General features: G+C 42.7%; 15 protein-coding genes. 11 read left to right on the top strand and 4 right to left on the bottom strand.

Annotated elements, in window-relative coordinates; translation table 11 throughout:
- Window positions 1–245: 245 nt before the first annotated feature.
- Window positions 246–2039, top strand: a complete 1794-nt coding sequence (locus tag IGI84_RS10030; RefSeq protein WP_081117987.1) for an oligopeptide ABC transporter substrate-binding protein — start codon at window positions 246–248, stop codon at window positions 2037–2039.
- Window positions 2040–2221: 182 nt separating this feature from the next.
- Here IGI84_RS10030 and IGI84_RS10025 read toward each other — a convergent pair whose 3' ends face one another.
- Window positions 2222–3085 carry a helix-turn-helix domain-containing protein gene (locus IGI84_RS10025; RefSeq protein WP_430600263.1) on the bottom strand — a complete coding sequence of 288 codons (864 nt, stop codon included), beginning with the start codon at window positions 3083–3085 and terminating at the stop codon, window positions 2222–2224.
- A 1046-nt stretch (window positions 3086–4131) separates the two neighbouring features.
- Here IGI84_RS10025 and IGI84_RS10020 point away from each other — a divergent pair.
- The 3 genes from IGI84_RS10020 (at window position 4132) to IGI84_RS10010 (ending at window position 8608) form a co-directional block, all read left to right on the top strand.
- Entirely contained in the window at window positions 4132–4974 is an 843-nt protein-coding gene (locus tag IGI84_RS10020) for a PRD domain-containing protein (RefSeq protein ID WP_430600262.1), read from the top strand.
- A 171-nt stretch (window positions 4975–5145) separates the two neighbouring features.
- Entirely contained in the window at window positions 5146–7047 is a 1902-nt protein-coding gene (locus IGI84_RS10015; protein WP_288362165.1) for a beta-glucoside-specific PTS transporter subunit IIABC, read from the top strand.
- A 91-nt stretch (window positions 7048–7138) separates the two neighbouring features.
- Window positions 7139–8608: a glycoside hydrolase family 1 protein gene (locus tag IGI84_RS10010; protein WP_430600261.1), complete on the top strand. Its 1470-nt coding sequence runs from the start codon at window positions 7139–7141 to the stop codon at window positions 8606–8608.
- Between the two features lie 50 nt (window positions 8609–8658).
- On the opposite strand, the gene IGI84_RS10005 is transcribed toward IGI84_RS10010, so the two are convergent.
- The 3 genes from IGI84_RS10005 to IGI84_RS09995 all read right to left on the bottom strand — a co-directional run bounded on the left by IGI84_RS10005 (window position 8659) and on the right by IGI84_RS09995 (window position 10726).
- Window positions 8659–8844: a hypothetical protein gene (locus IGI84_RS10005; protein WP_081117991.1), complete on the bottom strand. Its 186-nt coding sequence runs from the start codon at window positions 8842–8844 to the stop codon at window positions 8659–8661.
- A 342-nt stretch (window positions 8845–9186) separates the two neighbouring features.
- Window positions 9187–9444, bottom strand: a complete 258-nt coding sequence (locus tag IGI84_RS10000) for a hypothetical protein (RefSeq protein ID WP_077454567.1) — start codon at window positions 9442–9444, stop codon at window positions 9187–9189.
- A 106-nt stretch (window positions 9445–9550) separates the two neighbouring features.
- Window positions 9551–10726 (bottom strand): AraC family transcriptional regulator, encoded by a 1176-nt coding sequence (locus IGI84_RS09995; protein WP_077454566.1) that lies wholly within the window; start codon window positions 10724–10726, stop codon window positions 9551–9553.
- A 159-nt stretch (window positions 10727–10885) separates the two neighbouring features.
- Here IGI84_RS09995 and IGI84_RS09990 point away from each other — a divergent pair, with 159 nt between their 5' ends.
- The 7 genes from IGI84_RS09990 (at window position 10886) to IGI84_RS09960 (ending at window position 20535) form a co-directional block, all read left to right on the top strand.
- Window positions 10886–13087, top strand: a complete 2202-nt coding sequence (locus IGI84_RS09990; RefSeq protein WP_077454565.1) for a glycoside hydrolase family 3 N-terminal domain-containing protein — start codon at window positions 10886–10888, stop codon at window positions 13085–13087.
- Between the two features lie 19 nt (window positions 13088–13106).
- Window positions 13107–14459, top strand: a complete 1353-nt coding sequence (locus IGI84_RS09985; protein WP_220427053.1) for a PTS transporter subunit EIIC — start codon at window positions 13107–13109, stop codon at window positions 14457–14459.
- 9 nt (window positions 14460–14468) lie between these two features.
- The gene (locus tag IGI84_RS09980; RefSeq protein ID WP_430600260.1) at window positions 14469–15374 is read left to right on the top strand and encodes an ROK family protein; all 906 of its coding nucleotides are present in this window, start codon (window positions 14469–14471) and stop codon (window positions 15372–15374) included.
- Window positions 15367–16722, top strand: a complete 1356-nt coding sequence (locus IGI84_RS09975; protein WP_430600259.1) for a glycoside hydrolase family 1 protein — start codon at window positions 15367–15369, stop codon at window positions 16720–16722. The genes IGI84_RS09980 and IGI84_RS09975 overlap by 8 nt, the downstream gene beginning before the upstream one ends.
- A 12-nt stretch (window positions 16723–16734) precedes the next feature.
- Entirely contained in the window at window positions 16735–17712 is a 978-nt protein-coding gene (locus tag IGI84_RS09970) for an alpha/beta hydrolase (RefSeq protein ID WP_220427050.1), read from the top strand.
- On the top strand, window positions 17709–19409 hold the full coding sequence (locus IGI84_RS09965) for a DUF4091 domain-containing protein (protein ID WP_220427049.1): 1701 nt from the start codon (window positions 17709–17711) through the stop codon (window positions 19407–19409). Before IGI84_RS09970 ends, IGI84_RS09965 begins: the two co-directional genes overlap by 4 nt.
- 238 nt (window positions 19410–19647) lie before the next feature.
- The gene (locus IGI84_RS09960) at window positions 19648–20535 is read left to right on the top strand and encodes an SDR family oxidoreductase (protein ID WP_077454560.1); all 888 of its coding nucleotides are present in this window, start codon (window positions 19648–19650) and stop codon (window positions 20533–20535) included.
- Window positions 20536–20552 lie beyond the last annotated feature (17 nt).

Below are 20552 nucleotides of genomic sequence, written 5' to 3'. Positions count from 1 at the left end.
GAAGAAAAAATTAAGAATTTTTAGAGAAAAATAATAGCGATTTAGTAAGAATTCTAGCGGTTTTTTCAATATTTTCATTACCTAGTGAAATTATTGACAGAAAGAATTTTGCGAAAATTGTTATAATTTAGTTAATCTCGTTCAGATTTTCTAATAAAAAAGCCATTTTAAGATAAAAAAAACTGTTTGCTTGGTTTTTTTATCAGTGAATCATAAATGAGGGGATTTAAATAAGGAGGAAGAGTATGAAGAAAACGAAGTTTGGCATGATCACTTTATTGGCAGCGCTTGTTTTAGGTGCGTGCGGACAAAGTAATGAAGGTGGAACAGGAGCCACAGATACAGGAGAGTCTTCATCAGACGCGGCAGCATCAGATATCGGCACCTTACCGTTAGCGGTAGTCAATGATGATGAAGTGATTGAAGGTGGCGTTCTAGACGTTGCTGTTGTAATGGACACCCAGTTCCAAGGATTATTCCAATGGGAGTTCTATCAGGATGCCTATGACCGTGACTTTATGTTGCCAAGTCATGAATATCTATTCTTACAAGATGAGGACTTCAAGATTATTGATGGAGGACCTGCAGACTTAGACTTGGATGTCGAAAACAATAAAGCGACGATCACATTACGTGATGAACTAAAATGGTCAGACGGGGTAGATGTCACAGCCGAAGACGTTATTTTCTCTTATGAAGTCATTGGTCATCAAGATTATGATGGCGTTCGTTACGATAATACCTTTACGAATATTGTCGGAATGGAAGAATACCATAGCGGAGAAGCGGATACCATCTCGGGAATTACAGCAGTCAGTGATAAAGTTGTTGAAATTGAATTTAAAGAAATGCATCCTGGTATGCAACAATCTGGTGGAGCAGTCTGGAATTCTGCACTAGCAAAACATACATTTGAAGGTATTGAAGTAGCAGATATGCCTTCTAGTGATCCTGTACGAACGAATCCAGTTGGTTTTGGTCCTTACAAAATGAGTAATATTGTACCTGGTGAAACCGTAGAGTATGTTCCAAATGAACATTATTATGGCGGAACACCAACATTAGAAAAAATTGTGATGCGCAATGTACCATCTGCATCAATCAATGAAGCCCTAAATGCAAAACAATATGATTTAGTTTTGAAAATGCCAACAGATACCTTCGATACGTATCAAGATATGGATGGCTACCAAATGTTAGGTCGTCCAGAACAATCCTATACGTATCTTGGTTTTAATTTAGGAACATGGAATGACGAAACAAATAGTGTTGATTTTGATCCAAACGCAAAAATGGCCAACAAAGCATTGCGTCAAGCAATGGGCTATGCCATCGATAATGATGCGATTGGTGAGCGTTTCTACCATGGCTTGCGTTCAAATGGTACAACATTGATCCCGCCAGTTTATGGTAGTTTGCACGACTCAGAACTGGAAGGCTACCACTTAGATATGGATAAAGCAAATCAACTCTTAGATGATGCTGGCTTTATTGATGTGGATGGCGATGGCTTCCGTGAAGATCCAGATGGCAACAAACTGACCATTAATTTTGCTTCAATGTCGGGTGGAGAAGTGGCGCAACCATTGGCGGACTACTATGTTCAGCAATGGCAAGAAATCGGTTTGGATGTTCAATACTCAACAGGACGTTTGATTGACTTCCAAGCATTTTACGATAAACTGAAAAATGATGATCCAGATATCGATGTTTTCCAAGCTGCTTGGTCTACTGGTTCAGATCCATCACCAACTAGCTTATGGGGACCAAACTCAGCCTTTAACTATACTCGTTACGAGTCTGAACGTAATACAGAGTTGTTAGCTGCTATCGATTCAAATGATTCATTCGATGAAGAAAAACGTAAAGAAGCATTTGACGCATGGCAAGAATATGCATTTGAAGAAGCGTTTGCTATTCCAACCTTGTATCGTAACCAAGTATTGCCGATCTCTGATCGGGTCGCAAACTTCACTTGGGCATATGATCCAGATCATAACCCATGGGCGACTATTGGGGTTACTTCAGAATCTCGTTAGTCGGGAAGCTAAACCATAAGAATAGTCGCAGACTCTGTTTTCTGACAGACGGACCCTTACCAGTACCAGTTAGGCCTACGGGCCTAACTGGTTTTTTGTGTAGAAGTATAGAGTATGCTTGTCTGAAAAAACGTCCCTTAGATGGCAGACAGGTAGTATAGAAAAGCACGAAGCGCTGAAAACTAAATGGAGATGCTCGTCACAGCATAAATCAGATTTTTTAAATCAATGTTATGATTTTGATACCCGGCTTGTTCGATAACGATTAAGCTGTTTCTTAACACTTCTTTGTTTAATTGAAAAGATTGTAAGTACGAATAGATCTCTTGATACAACACTTGATGGATTTTTAAATAAAAATAAAGCGGTGTATTAGGCAAGGGATGAGACAAGAGCAGAAACTTGTTAAGCAAGTAGGAATCCTTATTCTCGCTGGCGAATGCACAGCCGTTTAAGATCACGACACTTAACAGATTTGCATAAAAGGGATCATTGGCATAGCGAAGAATTTTTTTGATTCCATGGTCTAAATAATAGCTGATGGTTTCTTGGTCAAAAATAAATAACAAATTGGAGAACAGATTCAGTTCAAAGCGTCCCCATGTTTCGATATCGAACAAATATTGCTTCACTAATTCAACTTCTTTCGAATACGCTTGCTGATTCTTAAGAAATGATTCTCGATTGAGCAGTAACAGGCCTTGGATATACAAAGAATAATAAAAAAAATTTTGTGTCTCAAAGTAACGTTCTTCTAGGCTCGTCAAGTAATCAAGGGTGAGTGTTCTGTCATAATAACGGGTATAGAAGTCTTGTACGAGCTGTCGTTTTTGATCCGTGGCTTCGCTGTCAAGAAGTAGACTAAACTCATGAACTGTGATATTCATCTTATCTAAATAATCAAACAGGGTTTGTGAAGAGAGGTTTGTTTTACGATTTTCGAAAGAAGAAAGGGTGGTACGAGAGGAAATACCTTCGGCAAGCCTGGCTTGCGAGATTTTGCGATCTGTGCGCAGTTTTTTGATTAAAGAGCCTTGCTGTTTCATGGGGGACCTCCTTAACTGTGACGCATTTCTGAACAATGTGATTTTAATAACATGTTATCAAATATAATAGGGTATAGCAAATAATAAAGGAGGTCGTTTTTCATGGAATTTGAACCATTTGGTCCTTGGGAAATCAACCCATTCAAAAACTAGTACAGGCTTTCATTTAGATACTTGTCATTGAATAATCAGTGACAGATTGATGAATGAAATTTCGTTTAGCTCCTGCTTTTTACGCGGCGAACTGCGAACATTCTAAGCAGGAAAGAGAAGATCTTGAAGAATCGAAAGGTTATTTGCTTGATTCCCCCCCTCAAAGAGACCTTTTCGTTTGTGGAAGTCATGAAACGCATGAATCGTGCAAGGTGGTCAGTCTCATTGAATGTCTGTCATGCACCAGACCTTCCCCAATTTTCTGATTCTTTGTGATTGATCGTCTTTCAAGCATCATACTTCCCGTTATGACCGTAATGCACGAAGATTACGGTTTTTTTGTGATCTTATTGTGCTATACAGTAAACCGTTTATTTCAAGTGAACTAAAAGACCAAAGCTAGACAAGAAGTTCAGTGAGAAAGATAGTGAAAAAAAGTCAAAAACAAAAAAAGAAAAACGTTTGCAAAAAAAGTGTTGACATTTTTTCTCAGAATGAGTACTATTATCTCAACGGAACACGAGAGTGTTCTCATTACTGGATTCGTTACTGTTCGGCAGGCAAGACCAGAGGAAAAAAGTGCGTTGATTACCCAAAATTTTCTTGGGTTGTACACTTTTTTGCTTTGGTCTTCTTTTTTTGCTCAATAATTTCTATTCGCTAAAAAAGAACCGGTTCCAAGGTAAGATCCAGTCATTGATCATCGAAGGAGGGGAGAAGAGGAGCGCCAATGAACTGCCAGCTAGGTTTGAATAATTTTTGCATCATTGTATGGTACAGTTAGTATCCTTATCACTTAGTGGCAATTCAGAGAAAAAAATAAAAGACCTTCTGCATAGAAGACAAGCCATGTATGGTATTGAGCGGGCTATGCTGATCAAGGAGGATCGTTCGTGAAGATTATCAAGAGGATCAACAACAATGTTGTACTTTCAAAAGAAGATGAAGTTGAAGTGATCCTAATGGGAAAAGGGATCGGCTTTCAAACGAAACCGGGTGACCTGATTCCGGCTGAGCGAATCGAAAAAAAATACTACCCAGAAGATGACTTGACAGTGGAACATATGTCGAAAGTCATGACGAAGGCTGACGAAAAACAAATGGCCGTGATTTATGAAATCGTGCGTCTTTTTCGGGAAAGTGTTGGAACCGATTTCAATCCAAATGTTTATTTCACACTGATGGATCATATCTTATTTGCCATCAGTCGTCAAAAGCAAGACATTGTTTTGACCAATCCCATGCACTGGGAAATCAAGAAGATTTACGCCAAAGAATATGCGGTCAGTCTTCAAGCGGTGGAGTTGATCCGCAAAGAGCTGTACCCAGATTTTTCACAAGAAGAAGCTGCTTTTATTACCTTGCATTTCGTCAATGCGCAAATTGAAAAAAGCGCCAATCAAAGTGCCTATGAGCACACCGAGTTGACCAACAATATTTTACGGATCGTTAAGTATAGCATGAACATCGAGTACGATGAGAATTCTTCCTACTTCCAACGGTTTGTGACCCACATTCGCTATTATTTAATTCGACAAAGTCAAGAAAAAGAAGAGCCAGTATTGGCAAATCCGATGATTGCCTTGGCTTTCAGCAGCTATCCGAAAGAAAAAGAAACCGCAGATTCGATCAAAGAATACTTATTTGAACAAAAGGGCTGGCATGTCAACGATATGGAATTGATGTATTTGATTCTGCATATCGGCAACTTAGCCGCTCACTCAAAAATAACTTAAGAATGGAAATGGATTCGTTACAGTTCGGCTGGCAAGACCTGCACTTTCTTACAATACTCGTTGAGGAGACCCGTCTCGTTTTTTTATGGGTGATACTCCTGCTTGTTTATTGTAGAAATGGCCGGTCTTTTTATTTTTATTAAATGATCTATATAAAAAGGAGAAATCAAAATGGCAAAATATACTGAATTAGCACAAGACATTTTGGCCCACGTTGGCGGCAAAGAAAATGTCTCTTCTGTAAAACACTGTGTGACACGCTTGCGGTTCCACTTAAAAGACGAAAGCAAAGCCGATACCGATTACTTACAAAAACGTGACGGTGTTGTAACAGTCGTCAAAGCAGGTGGACAATACCAAGTGGTTATCGGCAATCATGTACCAGACGTCTATGATGAAGTGTTGAAAGTTGGCGGATTAGCCGATGGCGGCAGCCTTGATATTGATGAAGGCGACGAAAAGAAAGGCAGTTTGTTTGATCGCTTTATTGATGTCATCTCAAGTTTGTTCCAACCGTTCCTAGGTCCATTGGCGGCAGCCGGTATCTTAAAAGGAATCACGGCATTACTTGCAGCAACTGGGATGGAAGCAACCAATGGGATCTATGTGGTAATGAATACCCTAGGCGATGGTTTGTTCCAATACTTACCAATGATCTTAGCCGTGACCGCAGCGAAGAAATTCAAGATGAATACCTATACGGCTTTGGCGATCGCAGGGGCGATGGTTTATCCGGGCTTAGCAGAAAGCGTGGCTGAAGCGAGCAAAGTCTTCGGTCTAACCTTGACCTTACCAGCAGGGGGTTACTTTAACAGCGTACTTCCAATTATTTTAGCGATTTTTGTCGCTTCAAAAATTGAGCAGTTTATGCGCAAAGTTACACCTGACGTAGTCAAAATGTTTGTGGTTCCTTTTGTAACGATTTTGATCACTGTGCCGTTGACCTTCTTTGTGGTAGGTCCAGTCGCGAATACAGCATCTAGCTGGATCGGTATTGCTTTCCAAGCGGTTTATGATTTCAGCCCAATCATTTATGGATTTGCTTTAGGGGCATTATGGCAAGTATTGGTAATGTTTGGTCTTCACTGGGGTCTTGTGCCATTGGCGATCATGGATATGGCCCAAAACGGCTCTTCGATTATTTTGACCGCCGCAGTGTTACCATGTTTCACGCAAACGGGTGTGTTAGCAGCGATTTGGTTGAAAACCAAAGAACCAAAAGTCAAACAAGGCGCAATGCCAGCGTTGATCTCATCGATCTTCGGTGTGACTGAACCTGCGATCTACGGGTACACTTTGCCAATGAAAACACCATTTATCGTTTCTTGTTTAGTTTCAGGTTTCGTTGGTATCTACTTGTCAATCTTTAACGTCACTGGTTACGCAATGGGCGGTATGGGCATCTTCTTGTATCCTGCATATATCGATCCAGCAACAGGCAGCTTCCATAGCGTGATCCACTTAGCCATCGGTACAGTTATTGCAATCGTAGCATCATTTATCATCATGATGTTATTGAAAGTACCAACTTTGTATACAACTGTTGATTCACCAGTCGACGGTCAAGCAACACCAGCAGCACCAGCACCAGCAGCAAAAACCGTTTCTGCCAGCGTCAAAGATGAAACAGTCAAAAGTCCAGTAACCGGTCAAGTGGTTGCTTTAGCAGATGTAGAAGACAAAGTCTTTTCTTCAGGTGCTATGGGAAAAGGGATCGCCGTTGAACCAGCGATCGGTGAAATCACAGCTCCAGCAGATGCAGAAGTCAAAATCTTATTTCCAACAAAGCATGCCATTGGTTTAGTGACAGAAGATGGAACAGAACTATTGATCCACATCGGCATGAATACCGTTGAATTAGAAGGCAATCACTTTACTGCCTACATCAACCAAGGGGATAAAGTCAAAGCCGGACAAAAATTGATCTCTTTTGATACAGAGGCGATTCGTGCGGAAGGCTATTCCTTGCTGACACCAGTCATCGTCACGAACTCTAGCGACTACAGTGACATCCAAACGACACATTCAAAAGAAGTAACAGCGAAGGACGATTTGATTGAAGTCGTAAAATAAATAGGTTTAACGGCACGTCGCTGGATCAGTAAGATTGCTTTCTTGCTGATCCACTGTGCCGATCAATGAGAAAAAAGAAAGTAGGCTAATCATGACAGAAAAACAATTTCCAAAAGGATTTTTATGGGGCGGCGCCACTGCAGCCAACCAATTTGAAGGAGCATGGAACGAAGGCGGACGTGGTCCAGCGACATCCGATACAGCGATTGCTGTCAAACCAGAAGACCGCAAAAACATGGCAGAATTTGCTGCACCAATGACCCGGGAAAAAGTCTTGTTTGCCTTAAATGACAAAGAAGGCTTGTATCCAAAACGTTGGGGGTCAGATTTCTACCATCGTTACAAAGAAGATATCGCCTTGTACGCAGAGATGGGCTTCAAAACCTTCCGTCTATCCATCGCTTGGTCAAGAATTTTTCCAAATGGTGACGATGCTCAGCCAAATGAAGAAGGCTTGCAATTTTATGACAATGTGTTTGATGAGTGTGCAAAATACGGGATCGAACCCTTAGTGACCCTCTCTCACTACGAAACACCTATTGGGATCGCGTTAAACTATGGCGGCTGGAAAAATCGTCAAGTAATCGATTTGTTTGTTAAATACGCAGAAACCGTCTTGACCCGTTACAAAGACAAAGTCAAATACTGGTTGACCTTCAATGAAATCAATATCATGGGGATCTCTGGCTATGTTGGCGGTGCCTTATTATCCGAAGATGGCACGCAAAACCTTTCTGACATGTATCAAGCTGTGCATCATCAATTTGTGGCTTCTAGTTTAGCAACAAAATTTGCCCACGAGATCAATCCTGACATCAAAGTAGGAATGATGTTGGCACGAATGCAAGCCTACCCAGCAACACCAAATCCAGCAGATGTGATGGAAGAAATCAAGCGTGATCACGAGAATCTCTTCTTTTCTGATGTCCAAGTTCGTGGGAAATATCCAGCATATACGAAGCGCTTCTTTAAAGAAAATGGCATCGAAGTGAACTTCGAAGACGGCGATTTAGATATTCTTGCGCAATACCCTGTTGACTTCATGTCCTTTTCTTACTACATGAGTTCTATTGCCCGCCACAATCCTGAAGAAGGTGGCGAAGCAACTGCCGGAAACTTTTCTTTAGGCGAATCAAATCCTTACTTGGAAGCCTCTGACTGGGGGTGGCAAATCGATCCAATCGGCTTGCGTGTGACTTTGAATAATTTGTACGACCGCTACCAAGTACCATTGTTTATTGTTGAAAACGGCTTAGGTGCCTTGGATACGGTGGAAGAGGATGGATCGATCCATGACAGCTATCGCATCGATTATTTGAAGGCACATATCGAACAAATGTATGAAGCAATCGAAGATGGTGTGGAATTGATGGGCTATACGCCTTGGGGTTGTACCGACTTAGTTTCGGCTTCAACGTCAGAAATGTCGAAACGTTACGGCTTTGTCTATGTAGATGCGGATGATGAAGGAAACGGTAGCTTTGACCGTTCCCGTAAAGATAGTTTCTACTGGTACAAAGAAGTCATTGCTACCAATGGCGGTAGTTTGTTACCGGATTAAAAAATAAACCAAAGCGGCTCTCACCAAAGAGAGCCGCTTTTTTGTTGTGCTCAGTAAAAAAAGAAGAGAAAGGGGGTTAGCAGCTGCCATGCTAGAAAGATCAATGAAACAGTCAACGCCCATTTTTTCATTTTTAATTTAGGCACAACGGATTCGGGCATCAAATAGACAAGAGAGAATACTGTAAGAAAAAACAACAGGGTCAGTGGTTGGATAATAAAGGTGAGCCAATTCATAGAGCACGCTCCTTTCAAGAGTGTTGGCGTTTTTTGTTATGTGTTTTAAATTACAATTTAATTATATATTTAATCTATCAAGGAGGCAAGCTGCTTATGGGAGTAGTGATCGTTTGAAAGAAGGGGATAGACAAACGATTGGCATGTCATTGAACTTAAGTTCAAAATCTAACAGAGTAACGGAGTATGCTTGAGGATAGAATCAGAGCCCTCAATAAAAAACCCCTTTTCAGGGGATGCTGGTGGTTGGAACTATTGGAAGAAACCGCATATTTGATGGAGCTAGGTGTGCTTAGTTGCTGAATGCACGACCTGTGTAAGTGTGTAGTCAGCAACTACCAGTCAACGTTTTCTAGTTCGTAAGTAAAAAATATAGCCAAGGAGAATAGCGGAAAGCAAAAATCCTAGGAAATAAAAGATTAACAGTGCATCAGCCATCTCATAGGAATACTCTAAGATCTTACAAACAAAGATCACTAAAGAAACCGTGATGGATAAGGAAACCCATGTGAAACGCGGCAACCGTTTCGTTATGATGATCAATCCTAGCGAAAAGAAGACAACAGGCAGCCAAAAAATCAAGCGAGCAATCTGAATCATTTTCTCTCTCCTCATTCATTCTGATTTGAGTAAAAGAATAGCCTACAACATTTGTTATTAAAAATAATAACCCTTGCTGATGAGGCGTAGTGAAGAAAAACGTGTGTTAACTTAAAGCGTGAGCGTAATGTTTTTCTTTAAATTCTTTTGGTGTTTGCCCAGTAACGGCCTTGAAATTACGGATAAAATGGCTTTGATTCGCAAATGCCAACTGGGTGCTGATTTTCTCGTAGGAATAATCGGTGAACAGCAATAGATGTTTGGCTTCACTGATTTTTCGTTCTTGAATGTAATTGTGGATCGTTTTGTTCATTTCTTTTTTGAACTGATTGCATAGATGCGTCTTATGTTTTTCAGTAATGGCAGCGAGGTCATCAATGGTCACTTTTTCATAGAGATGGCTATCAATATAATTAACGATCGTTTTGACCAATAGTGATTTTTTTGCCAATGGATAGCTATGCAAAAGTTCCATAAAACGATAAGTTGCTTCTTTGATATAGCGGAGGCATTCTTCGGCAGAATGAATATAAACTAGTCCTTGAATCAAAGAGTCGGATAAACCAAATGCTTGGTTGACTGGTACGCCTTCATCAATGCTCATGCGGGTCACGACAGCGACAAAGGCTGAGAACTTCAGCTTCAAGCCTTCAAGTTCATAAGGGGAGAGAGAAACACTATAAGTCTCTTTCATTTTGTTAAATACCCAAACTACTTTTTCCGGCTCGTTTCGTTTGATGTAGTCAAGATAGCGCAATTCAAAATGATAGGAATCAAAGGTAGCTTCATGCACACGGCGTTCATAAAGATTGGTTTCCAAGCTAAGATCTGTTTGCATGGATCGGTCGTGGGATTCTGTTTGGTAATGCCAATGGATTTGGTCTTTTTCCAGTGGCCGCTCCACAAACAGCGTATAAAGCAGCTGGATGTATTCTTCAAAGGAGTATGTATCTTCTTTGGAGTAATGCACATTATAGTGGTATTCATGTTCAAGAAACGTGTAAGATGTTTCGGGTGTGCCGATCACGCCACAGGGACCGATGACCATATAACAGGTTCTTCCAGCTAGCTGAAACGCAAAACACCCCAGCATATATTTTCCAAAGTGATAGAGATTGGCAACTGGGCCATTCGTTTCTTCCAAATAGTGTTTGAGGGAATTGTTGGATGTTAAGGTCAGTGAGGGATATAAAGGACTCCCGTCTTGGTCCAAGAGGATCATGGGAATCAAGTATTTGCGATAAAGCAGATCCATTGCGGTGGTCAGCGTTGTTTTATTCATGGAAACACCTCAAAGTTTAGTCGTATTTTTCTTTTAGTATAACGTAATTTTTTTCGTATTCAATAAATATATTGCTATAAATACTAGTTTTTTAGTATATATAAGATTTCTTTCCTTCTATAATTCAGTTAAATAAAACGGTTACAGAAAGGATCAAACATGGATAGTGAAAAATTGAAAGAGTTGTTTCAGCAACTAACTCCTGAAGAAAAAATCGCCCAGACGATTCAACTAAATGGGAGTCTGGTCATCGAAAATGAGGTGATGACTACTGGCCCGATGCAAGATTTGGGGCTTCCCCCCAATTTGAACATTCACGAGATTGGTTCGATTTATAATGTGAACGATTACCAAAAATTGATTCAGTTACAGAGGGAAACGTTAGCACACAGTCGACTTAAGATTCCTATGTTGTTTATGTCCGACGTCATTTATGGTTTTCGGACAATCTTTCCAATTCCGCTTGCCCAAGCAGGTTCCTACGATTTTGATTTGATTGAGCAAGCCGCTGGAATGTCCGCCAAAGAATGTTATCAAAATGGTCTTCATGTTATTTTTTCACCCATGCTGGATCTTGTTCGGGATCCTCGTTGGGGCAGAGTGATGGAGTCGCCAGGAGAGGATGTGTATACGGCAAAGCGTTTTGCCCAAAGTGTCGTGACGGGCTATCAAGGTGATCTCACCCATGGACTGGCAGAAAATCACGTAGCTGCCTGCATCAAACATTTTGCTGGCTATGGTGCACCAGAAGCGGGCAGAGAATACAATACAGTCGATATGTCCAATCAGCGCTTATTCAATGAATACTTGCAACCGTATCAGGCGGCAATCGAAGCTCAAGCATTGCTGGTGATGACGGCCTTCAATGTACTGAATGGTGAGCCCGCAACTGGCAGTCGCTGGCTGAACCGAGAGATTTTACGCGAACGTTTCGGTTTTGATGGGGTACTGGTCTCCGATCATGCAGCCATCAAGGAATTGGTCCCTCATGGGTTTGCCAAAGATGAACGAGAAGCCGCCCAAAAAGGTTTGGAAGCAGGCGTCGATTTTGATATGATGACTTCGGTCTATGCAACTCACTTACCAGAACTGATCAAGCAACCTGAACTTGCGGCTTTATTAGATGAAGCAGTTTGGCGTATTCTGGTATTAAAAAATCAACTAGGACTGTTTGAAAATCCTTATCGAGGGTTGAGAACGCAACACACTGGAGAGGTTTTATCGGATGAAGCCAAAGAGCTAGCCGTTAAGCTAGTAGAAAAAAGCTGTGTGTTGTTAAAAAACGATGGCAGCTTACCTTTGAAAAAAGACCAGACCGTCGCTGTGATCGGTCCTTATGGAGAAAGTCGGTTGACCTTAGGATTTTGGGCATCCGTCAGTGGCAAGCCACAAGACACGATTCCTTTAAAATCCGGGTTGTTGCAACATTTCGCAGCTGAGAACCTGATCTTTGCCCGCGGATACAATTTGTTTGATTCCTATGAGCAATTCGGTCCTTTAAAAGCCGGCATCGAGCAGCTGAATGGACCAATCGAACCAGAAGAACAGCTGCTTGTGGAAGCCGTCAAAGCGGCTGAGGCAGCAGAGGTCATCGTCTTGACCTTTGGAGAACAATTTATGGAGAGCGGCGAAGGTGCATCAAAAGCTCATTTGCAGCTGCCGCTGAAACAAATTCGCTTGATCCAAGCGTTGAAAAAGACTGGTAAGCCTTTGATCGGCGTGCTTTACACTGGCAGGCCTCTCATCTTGACCCAAGTGGAGCCACTGTTTGACAGCCTACTGCTAGTTTGGTATCCGGGAACGATGGGTGGGATCGGAATTGCCAATCTGCTGAGTGGTCAGGCTTCTCCGACGGCAAAACTGTCCATGACCTTTCCTCGCAGTGAAGGGCAGATTCCAATATACAGTGCCCAGCTGCCAACGGGGAGACCTTTGACAGCTAGTGAGCATTCTGATCGCTTTTTGTCAAAATACCGCGATGAATCAAATGAACCCTTATTCGCATTCGGGACAGGTCTCAGTTATGGTACGTTTACTGGTGAATGGCTAGGGAGTGCGGTCCTTAGTGAAACGATCCAACTGGACTATCGCATCAAAAATCAAGCGGAAGTAGCTGGAGAAACCGTCGTTCAGATTTATCTATTGCAGCGCCCTGCATCGATGGTTCGTCCAAGTCGACAATTGATTGCGAGTGACCTCGTCTTATTGGCACCCCAAGAAGACAAAGAGAAAAGATTGTCGTTGCCGATATCAGTACTCGGATTTTATGACAATCAAGGGACAAAACACTTATCTAATGGTACCTATCGATTCGTGATGCGGATCGATCAAAAAGAAACGTTGCTTACCGTAACCATATAAATTAAAGGAGTGAGAGAAAATGGAAAAATTAGAAGCATTTTTAAGTAGCAAACTATTACCAATGTCACAAAAATTGCAGCAAAACAAAGTCTTGGCGGCTTTGATGGAAGGGTTTATTCGAACAAGTCCCATCACTTTAGGGATCGCCTTTATCACAATCGTGGGTAACTTTCCGATTCCCGGTTGGACAGACTATTTGACGAAAATTGGCATCTTTCAACATGTTGAAGCGATCACCAACGGAGCAACTGGCGTCTTTGCATTGTATGTCGTATACAGTTTAGCGTATTCTTACGCAAAACAGTTGGGAAGCAACGAACGCAACTCGGCGATTATTTCATTAGCTAGTTTCATCATGTTGATGCCACAAACGGTGGCAACGACTGTCATGCAAGATGGCCAAGCAGTGGAACAAACGATCGGAGCTTTGAAGCTTGATTTTCTAGGCGGACAAGGATTGTTTATCGGCATGCTGACGGCTTTATTGGTGACACGTTTCTATGCTTTCTTATCAAGAAAAAATATCATGATCAAGCTACCGGATAGTGTTCCCCCAATGGTAACCCAATCCTTAGCACCAGTGTTTGTGGTCACGATTATTTTTGTCGTCGTTTTTGTCATACGCGTCTTGTTTGGGTTTACTTCATCAGGCTCGATTTTCCAATTCTTTATTGATGTAATTAATGCACCGTTAAATTCATTGGTTGCTAGCCCATTATCCATCATCATCATTATGGAAGTATTAGCCGTCTTATGGTTCTTTGGGATCCATAACGCAGTCTTACAAGGGCCGCTCGGGGCGATTAGCATGACCATGGTCGTTTCAAATATTGCCGCCTACCAACAAGGCCAAGCGTTGCCTTATCTGATTCCTTCTGTGATCTACATGGGGATGTATGCTGCCGGCTTCATGGGCTTTGTCACCTTTTTTATGATCCGCAGCAAATCGGCAAAAATGAAACAACTAGGAAAGTTGTCATTTATCCCATCGATCTTTAACATCACGGAACCGATCATGTTTGGGATGCCGATTATTTTGAATCCCTTGTTCTTTATCCCACAGGTATTCACACAACTGATTGCTGGGTTCGTGACCTGGGGATTGGCGACAACGATTTTACCTATTAGCTTGAATCCTACTATGAGCTTGTTGCCGTGGACGACACCGACCTTCATCAAAATGCCGTTTTCAGGAGGGCTCAATTACACGATCTTGATGGTCATCTGTATGCTGATTGGGATTGTTATGTGGTATCCATTCTTAAAAATTGCCGACAAGAAAGAGTATGAATTAGAACTGGCTGCTGAAAAAAAGCAAGCAAGTGAAGCAACAGGAATGACAGAAAAAATCACCGAAGAAGTACAAGCGTAAACAAAGGAAGTGGCACAATTGGTTTATTTAGGAATTGATATCGGCGGGACGCACATCAAAACGGGATGGGTCAAAAACAACGAGGTCAATGAAAGACAGTGTTTTCCCACCCCGACAACACTGAAGGCACTTAATGAAACCATCAAAATGATCCTTCAGACCTATGCTCGTCAAGATTCTTTCACCAAAGTAGCTATCGCAGTTCCTGGTTCCGTCGATGAAACAGGGACGGTCTTCTTTGGCGGCGCCCTGCCGTACCTCGATGGGGTGAACTTACCCGATTTGCTTTGCCAGTTAAGTGAAGAAAAGGTGACAACCATTACGGTCGAAAATGACGCAAAGGTTGCAGTGTTAGGAGAAATGAAAGCTGGAAATCTGCAAGGCATTCAAAATGGTGCGGCGATTATTTTAGGAACGGGTGTTGGTGTCGGAATTTGCCTTGATGGAAAGCTCTATCGTGGAAATCGCGGTCAAGCAGGGGAGGTCAGTTTCATGATCCGTGATCGGCGAATCATGGACAGAAATTCCTTCGTTGGAGTCGGCCTTTCCGCCGTCGGCTTGATTGAGCGTTTGGCTGCTTGTTTGAAGGTAACAGCTGATGGTCCGCTGGTTTTCGAAACGCTTGAAAAAACCAGCGACCCTGAAGCAGAGGCATTGCTTTCGACCTATACCCAAGAAGTCGCCGTCTTATGTTTTGATCTTCAGTGTCTATTGGGACTGGAGAAAATCGTTATCGGTGGCGGGATCAGTCGTCAGCCGCGTGTGATCGATGCCATAACCACCAGCTATCAAGGAATTTTTAAAACGGCACCAATCATTGAAAAAACACTGCAACCAGTTGCGATCCAAGCCGCTTATTTTCAAGCGGATGCCAATTTGATCGGTGCAGTTAAGGAGGAACCTTGGAATGAGTAATTTTCCAGAAGCATTTTTGTGGGGAGCATCCACTAGTGCTTATCAAGTAGAGGGCGCATGGGCAGGAGACGGCAAGAGTCCCTCAGTGCAAGACATCAAAGAGATTCCACAAGGAACCACTGATTTTAAAGTAGCATCAGATCACTATCACCGATATGAAGAAGATGTGAAGTTGTTTAAAGAATTAGGGTTAAAAGCCTATCGTTTTTCCATCTCATGGAGCCGAGTCATGCCCGATGGTAAAGTCAACCCAGCAGGATTGGCGTTTTATCAGAAGTTGATCGACCTTTTACTTGAAAATGAGATCCAACCAATCGTAACAGTCTTTCATTTCGATCTGCCCGTTGCCATTGCCGAAGAAGGTGGTTGGGAAAACCGAGCAACGATCCAAGCATTTGCTGATTATTGCCAAGTGCTGTTCGAGAACTTTGGTCAACAAGTCCCACTATGGCAAACCATCAATGAACAAAATGTGATGGCGCTTGCTGGTTCGGTAATTGGTACGAGTCAAAAATCCATGAAAGAAAAATTTCAAGAAAATCATCATATGCTGGTGGCACAAGCATTGGTTACTCAGCAATTTCATGCAGGCAATTTTAGCGGCAGGATTGGCCCGGCACCGAATATCGCCAGTGTCTATCCTGCATCTGAAAAACCAGCCGATCAGCTGGCAGCTCTTTATATGAGTGCCCTGAGAAATTGGTTGTTCCTAGATGTCGCTGTTTTCGGTACGTACAATCATAACGCATGGCATTTATTAGAGACGATTGGCGCAGCACCCACAGTGACCGAAGCAGATCGAAAGATTTTGGCAGCGGGTACCTGTGACTATATTGCATTGAATTACTACAACACGATGACCGTCAGCAGTTATTTTCAAAAAGAGACAAAACTCGATCAACAGTCTGGTTTTGGAATTCCCGGGTTTTTTCAAGCAGTAGAAAACACTCATTTGCCCATGACTGAATTTGGCTGGCCCATTGATCCTGAAGGCTTTCGCTTTACGTTGAATGAAATTTATTCCCGCTATCGTCTGCCTCTCTTGATCACGGAAAACGGCATCGGTGCCAAAGATGTTTTGACAACCGATGGTAAAATTCACGATGATTATCGCATCGACTATTTGCAACAGCACATTGAACAAATGGCACTCGCGATCGATGATGGTGTCGATGTGATCGGCTATTGTCCGTGGAGTGCCATCGATCTAGTCAGTACTCATGAAGGCATCGCTAAACGTTACGGGTTTATCTATGTCAATCGCACGGATGAGCAGCTGCTGGACTTGGCGCGATACAAGAAAGACAGTTTTTATTGGTATCAAAACGTCATCAATAAAAACGGGTAAGGAGAGTAAGCGGTGTTTATTCAGGAATATCTATTTGATCAAGAAGCACAAGCCGGGTTGACGGTTTATCTGCACGAGGAAAAAGCGGAGTATGATCGGGTGGGGGATCGACCGTTTGTCTTGGTGATCCCTGGCGGCGGCTACTCCTTTTGCAGTGAGCGAGAAGCCGAGCCGATCGCTTTAAATTTTGCCGCCCAAGGCTTTCACGCCGGGGTCTTACGCTATCATGTGGGGGTCCATCGCAGTTTCAGCCATTCCTTAGTGGATGCCGAAAAAGCGATTGCTAAAATCCAAGAACTAACTAGTGAATGGAGAATCGACGCCGAAAAAATCGCTGTGATCGGTTTTTCGGCCGGCGGTCATCTAGCAGCGGCGCTATCGACGATCTCCCCTATGAAACCAGGTTTATGTCTGTTAGGCTATCCAGCGATTTTGTCCTCATTTGCCACAGTCATGCAGATCGACGCGCCTTCATTAAATGAATGTGTCACGAAAGATACGCCGCCCACCTTTTTGTTTTCAACCTATGAAGACAATGTTGTTCCTATCGAAAACTCGCTGGCCTACTTACAAGCCCTAGAAGAGCATGAGGTCCCTTTTGAAAGTCATATTTTCCAAAAAGGACGTCACGGTCTTTCTTTGGCGACCGAACGCTTTGGCAATCGTAAAGAAATGGTTGATCCGCGCTTTGCTCGCTGGCTTGATGAATGCGTCGAATGGCTAGAGTTGAATTGGGCAGAAAAGGTTACTAAACCAGCTTTGCTACCTGATCTTGGCCAGTGGCCGATTCGGGTATTGTTCGACTCAGATGAAAACAAACGCTTGCTGTTGCAGGCTTTTCCATCATGGGCAGACAAAAGTCGTTTAAAAATTGTAAAGAATATCAGCCTGCAGCAGTTATTAGCGATCATGCCGGAAGCATTTGAGCAAGTTTCCTATCAAGCCCTTGTTGCACGGCTGACTGATCCTAGAAAGGAAGAAGAAGCATGAAGGCAATCCTTGTACATGAAAGTTATAAGGCATCAACGGCGTTGCTAACCCGGGAGCCGCAACCCATTACCACGCTATCAGCTGTTCGCAACAGCCACGCTGCTTGTCAGCTGTTGCTACACGATGGCAAACGGAATCATTACATCATCGGGGAAGAATTTTCGATTCCCGATGAAATTGAGATTCCAATGATCCGCATTGAAATCATCAGCGAATTGCCGGTCAAAGCGCAATTCATCGATTATTATGTCGGACAGCATGAACTGGCGTACGCCGATAAATTGCTTGAGCAAACAGCCAAAACCTATCCTGGTGATCGCTATGCACCGCTTTATTTGGAGTGGCAGATCGATGAAACGATCAAACCGCAAGCTTATCCCGTGAAAATCAAGGTCTATCGTACACACTTGACTAGTCAAGAGGAGTGCTTGTTAGAAAAGAGCCTAACGATTGAAGTGGACGCTTTTACTTTTCCAAAAGAATATTTAGAGAGGTTCCACTTGAATATGTGGCAGCAGCCCAGCAATTTGGCTCGCACCTTTGACGTTCCTTTATGGAGTGATGCCCATTTCGACTTGATCAAAGAAATGGCGCAAAGCTTAGCGGCGATCGGACAAAAAGCAATCACGGTGATTGCTGGAGAAATTCCTTGGAAGGGGTGGTTCAACTATATCGTCAAAGACTATCCGGCCAATTTATATGAATACTCGATGGTCAAAGTTAAAAAGACTCAAGCCGGACAGCTGCATTGTGATTTTTCTATCCTTACTCGTTACCTCGAATGTTTTTTTGAAGCGGGTATCTCTGAAGAAATCGATGTATTTGGCTTACTTGGTGTCTGGGAACCGCCGTTTTTCCCACTGGTCGACTTGGACCATCCAGAAAAATTGGTGATTCGCTTTTACGATGAGGAAAAAGGCACCTTCGGCTTTATTCATCAAAAGGCCGAGTTGCAGGAATATTTACGTCAAGTATTTGTTTATTTTAAAGAGAAGAATCTGTGGGAGAAGGTTCGGATCGTTTCTGACGAACCGAAGAAACATCAAATCGACAGTTTCCGAGCTTCTTTGGCTGTCCTAAAAGACATTGATGAGACGATCCAGATCAAAGCAGCGTTTGATAAAGAAGACGTTTTGTTTGAGTTGCTGCCAGTGATCGATCATCCCGTGACTTCCTATTACTGTACCTGCAACCATTACGAAACACTGGCGCAAAGTCATCCGGGTCGGACTCAGTACTATGTTTGCAATTACCCAGACAAACCCAACACTTTTTTGCACAGTCCTTTATTAGAGACGCGAATGCAAGGAATCTTGGCCTATCAGTTTAAAACAGACGGCTTCTTGCGGTGGGCTTACAATTGCTGGCCGCAAAATGCCCGAACCGATATCCGCTACAATACGAGCTCACTACCCATCGGCGATCTATGTTTCATTTATCCCGGCAATCATGGACATTTGTTGTTGTCCTTACGGTATAAACAACTACAGCGGGGAATTGAAGATTTCTATCTCTTGAAGACCGCCCAAGCTACTCAACCGCAGCAAACGGATGCCTTAGTAGCAGACTTTCTTAACGTTACAGATACTAAAAATTGGATGATCGACAGCCACCACAGTCATCCCGATGTTTTTCTACAGACCGCCGAGGAGATGGAGGCGTTTCGTCAGGCACTTCGCGCACTTTTGGTAAAATAGACATTTTTAAATGTCACCATTGATGAGTCATTTCCTAAAAGAATGGATCATCGATGGTGACGTTTTCGATTGTGATCTAGGGCGATTTCCAACTTGAACAAAGCTCCTTTTCCTCTGGGCTTCATTTGTTCTACTGAGCGTTTCGTTTCTCATTCCCTCCATCTTCCTTTACACTTTTAAGTAAGGTCATAAGAAAATATGGCAAATTGAAGTAGAAATAATCAAGGAGGAAACGAGCATGTCAGAAAAAATCAACAATCCGTTAACGAAGTATTATGATGGCAAATTTGAAAAACAGGTGCAAGAAGCACCGGCGATTCAAGGGAAGATGCAGCCAGTACCTGATTGCGGGGAAGAAAGCTACGCTGGTTCAGGCAAATTAACTGGACGCAAAGCATTAGTGACCGGTGGTGATTCTGGTATTGGTCGAGCTGCAGCCATCGCTTTTGCCAAAGAAGGCGCCGATGTGGCAATCAACTACCTTCCTTTTGAAGAAGAAGACGCGCAAGAAGTCAAAGCAGTCATCGAGAAAGCTGGACGCAAAGCAGTCTTGATCCCAGGAGACTTAAAAGATGAGACCTTCGCTCGTCAATTGGTTCATGAAGCAGCCAAAGAATTAGGCGGTTTAGATACGTTAGTTCTAAATGCTGGGATGCAACAAGCGGTGAAGGACATCAAAGAGTTGACTACGCAACAAATTCAAGATACTTTTACAACGAATATCATCTCCATGTATTGGACTGTTCAAGAAGCGTTGGATTACTTACCAGCCGGTGGAAGCATTATCACCACCACTTCGATCCAAAGTGCGGAACCAAGTGCCCATCTGTTAGACTATGCAGCCACGAAAGGTGCCATTACTTCCTTTAGTAAGGGGTTAGCTGCGCAATTAAGTGAAAAAGGTATTCGGGTCAATACCGTTGCGCCTGGTCCAATCTGGACGCCACTTCAAATTTCTGGTGGTCAACCACAATCTGCGATCCCAGAATTTGGTCAAAAAGAATTGATGAAACGTGCCGGTCAACCGGTGGAACTAGCACCCGTTTACGTTTTCTTAGCTTCTGATGAAGCAAGTTATGTAACTGGCCAAGTGTACAGTGTAACTGGTGGTAGCTTCTTCGCTTAAAATTGTCAGGACTAAAA

Source organism: Enterococcus sp. DIV0008, from assembly GCF_050542615.1.
Lineage (GTDB): Bacteria > Bacillota > Bacilli > Lactobacillales > Enterococcaceae > Enterococcus_D > Enterococcus_D innesii.
The sequence above is the reverse complement of the archived record's forward strand: the minus strand, read 5'-3'. Positions and strand labels throughout refer to the sequence as shown.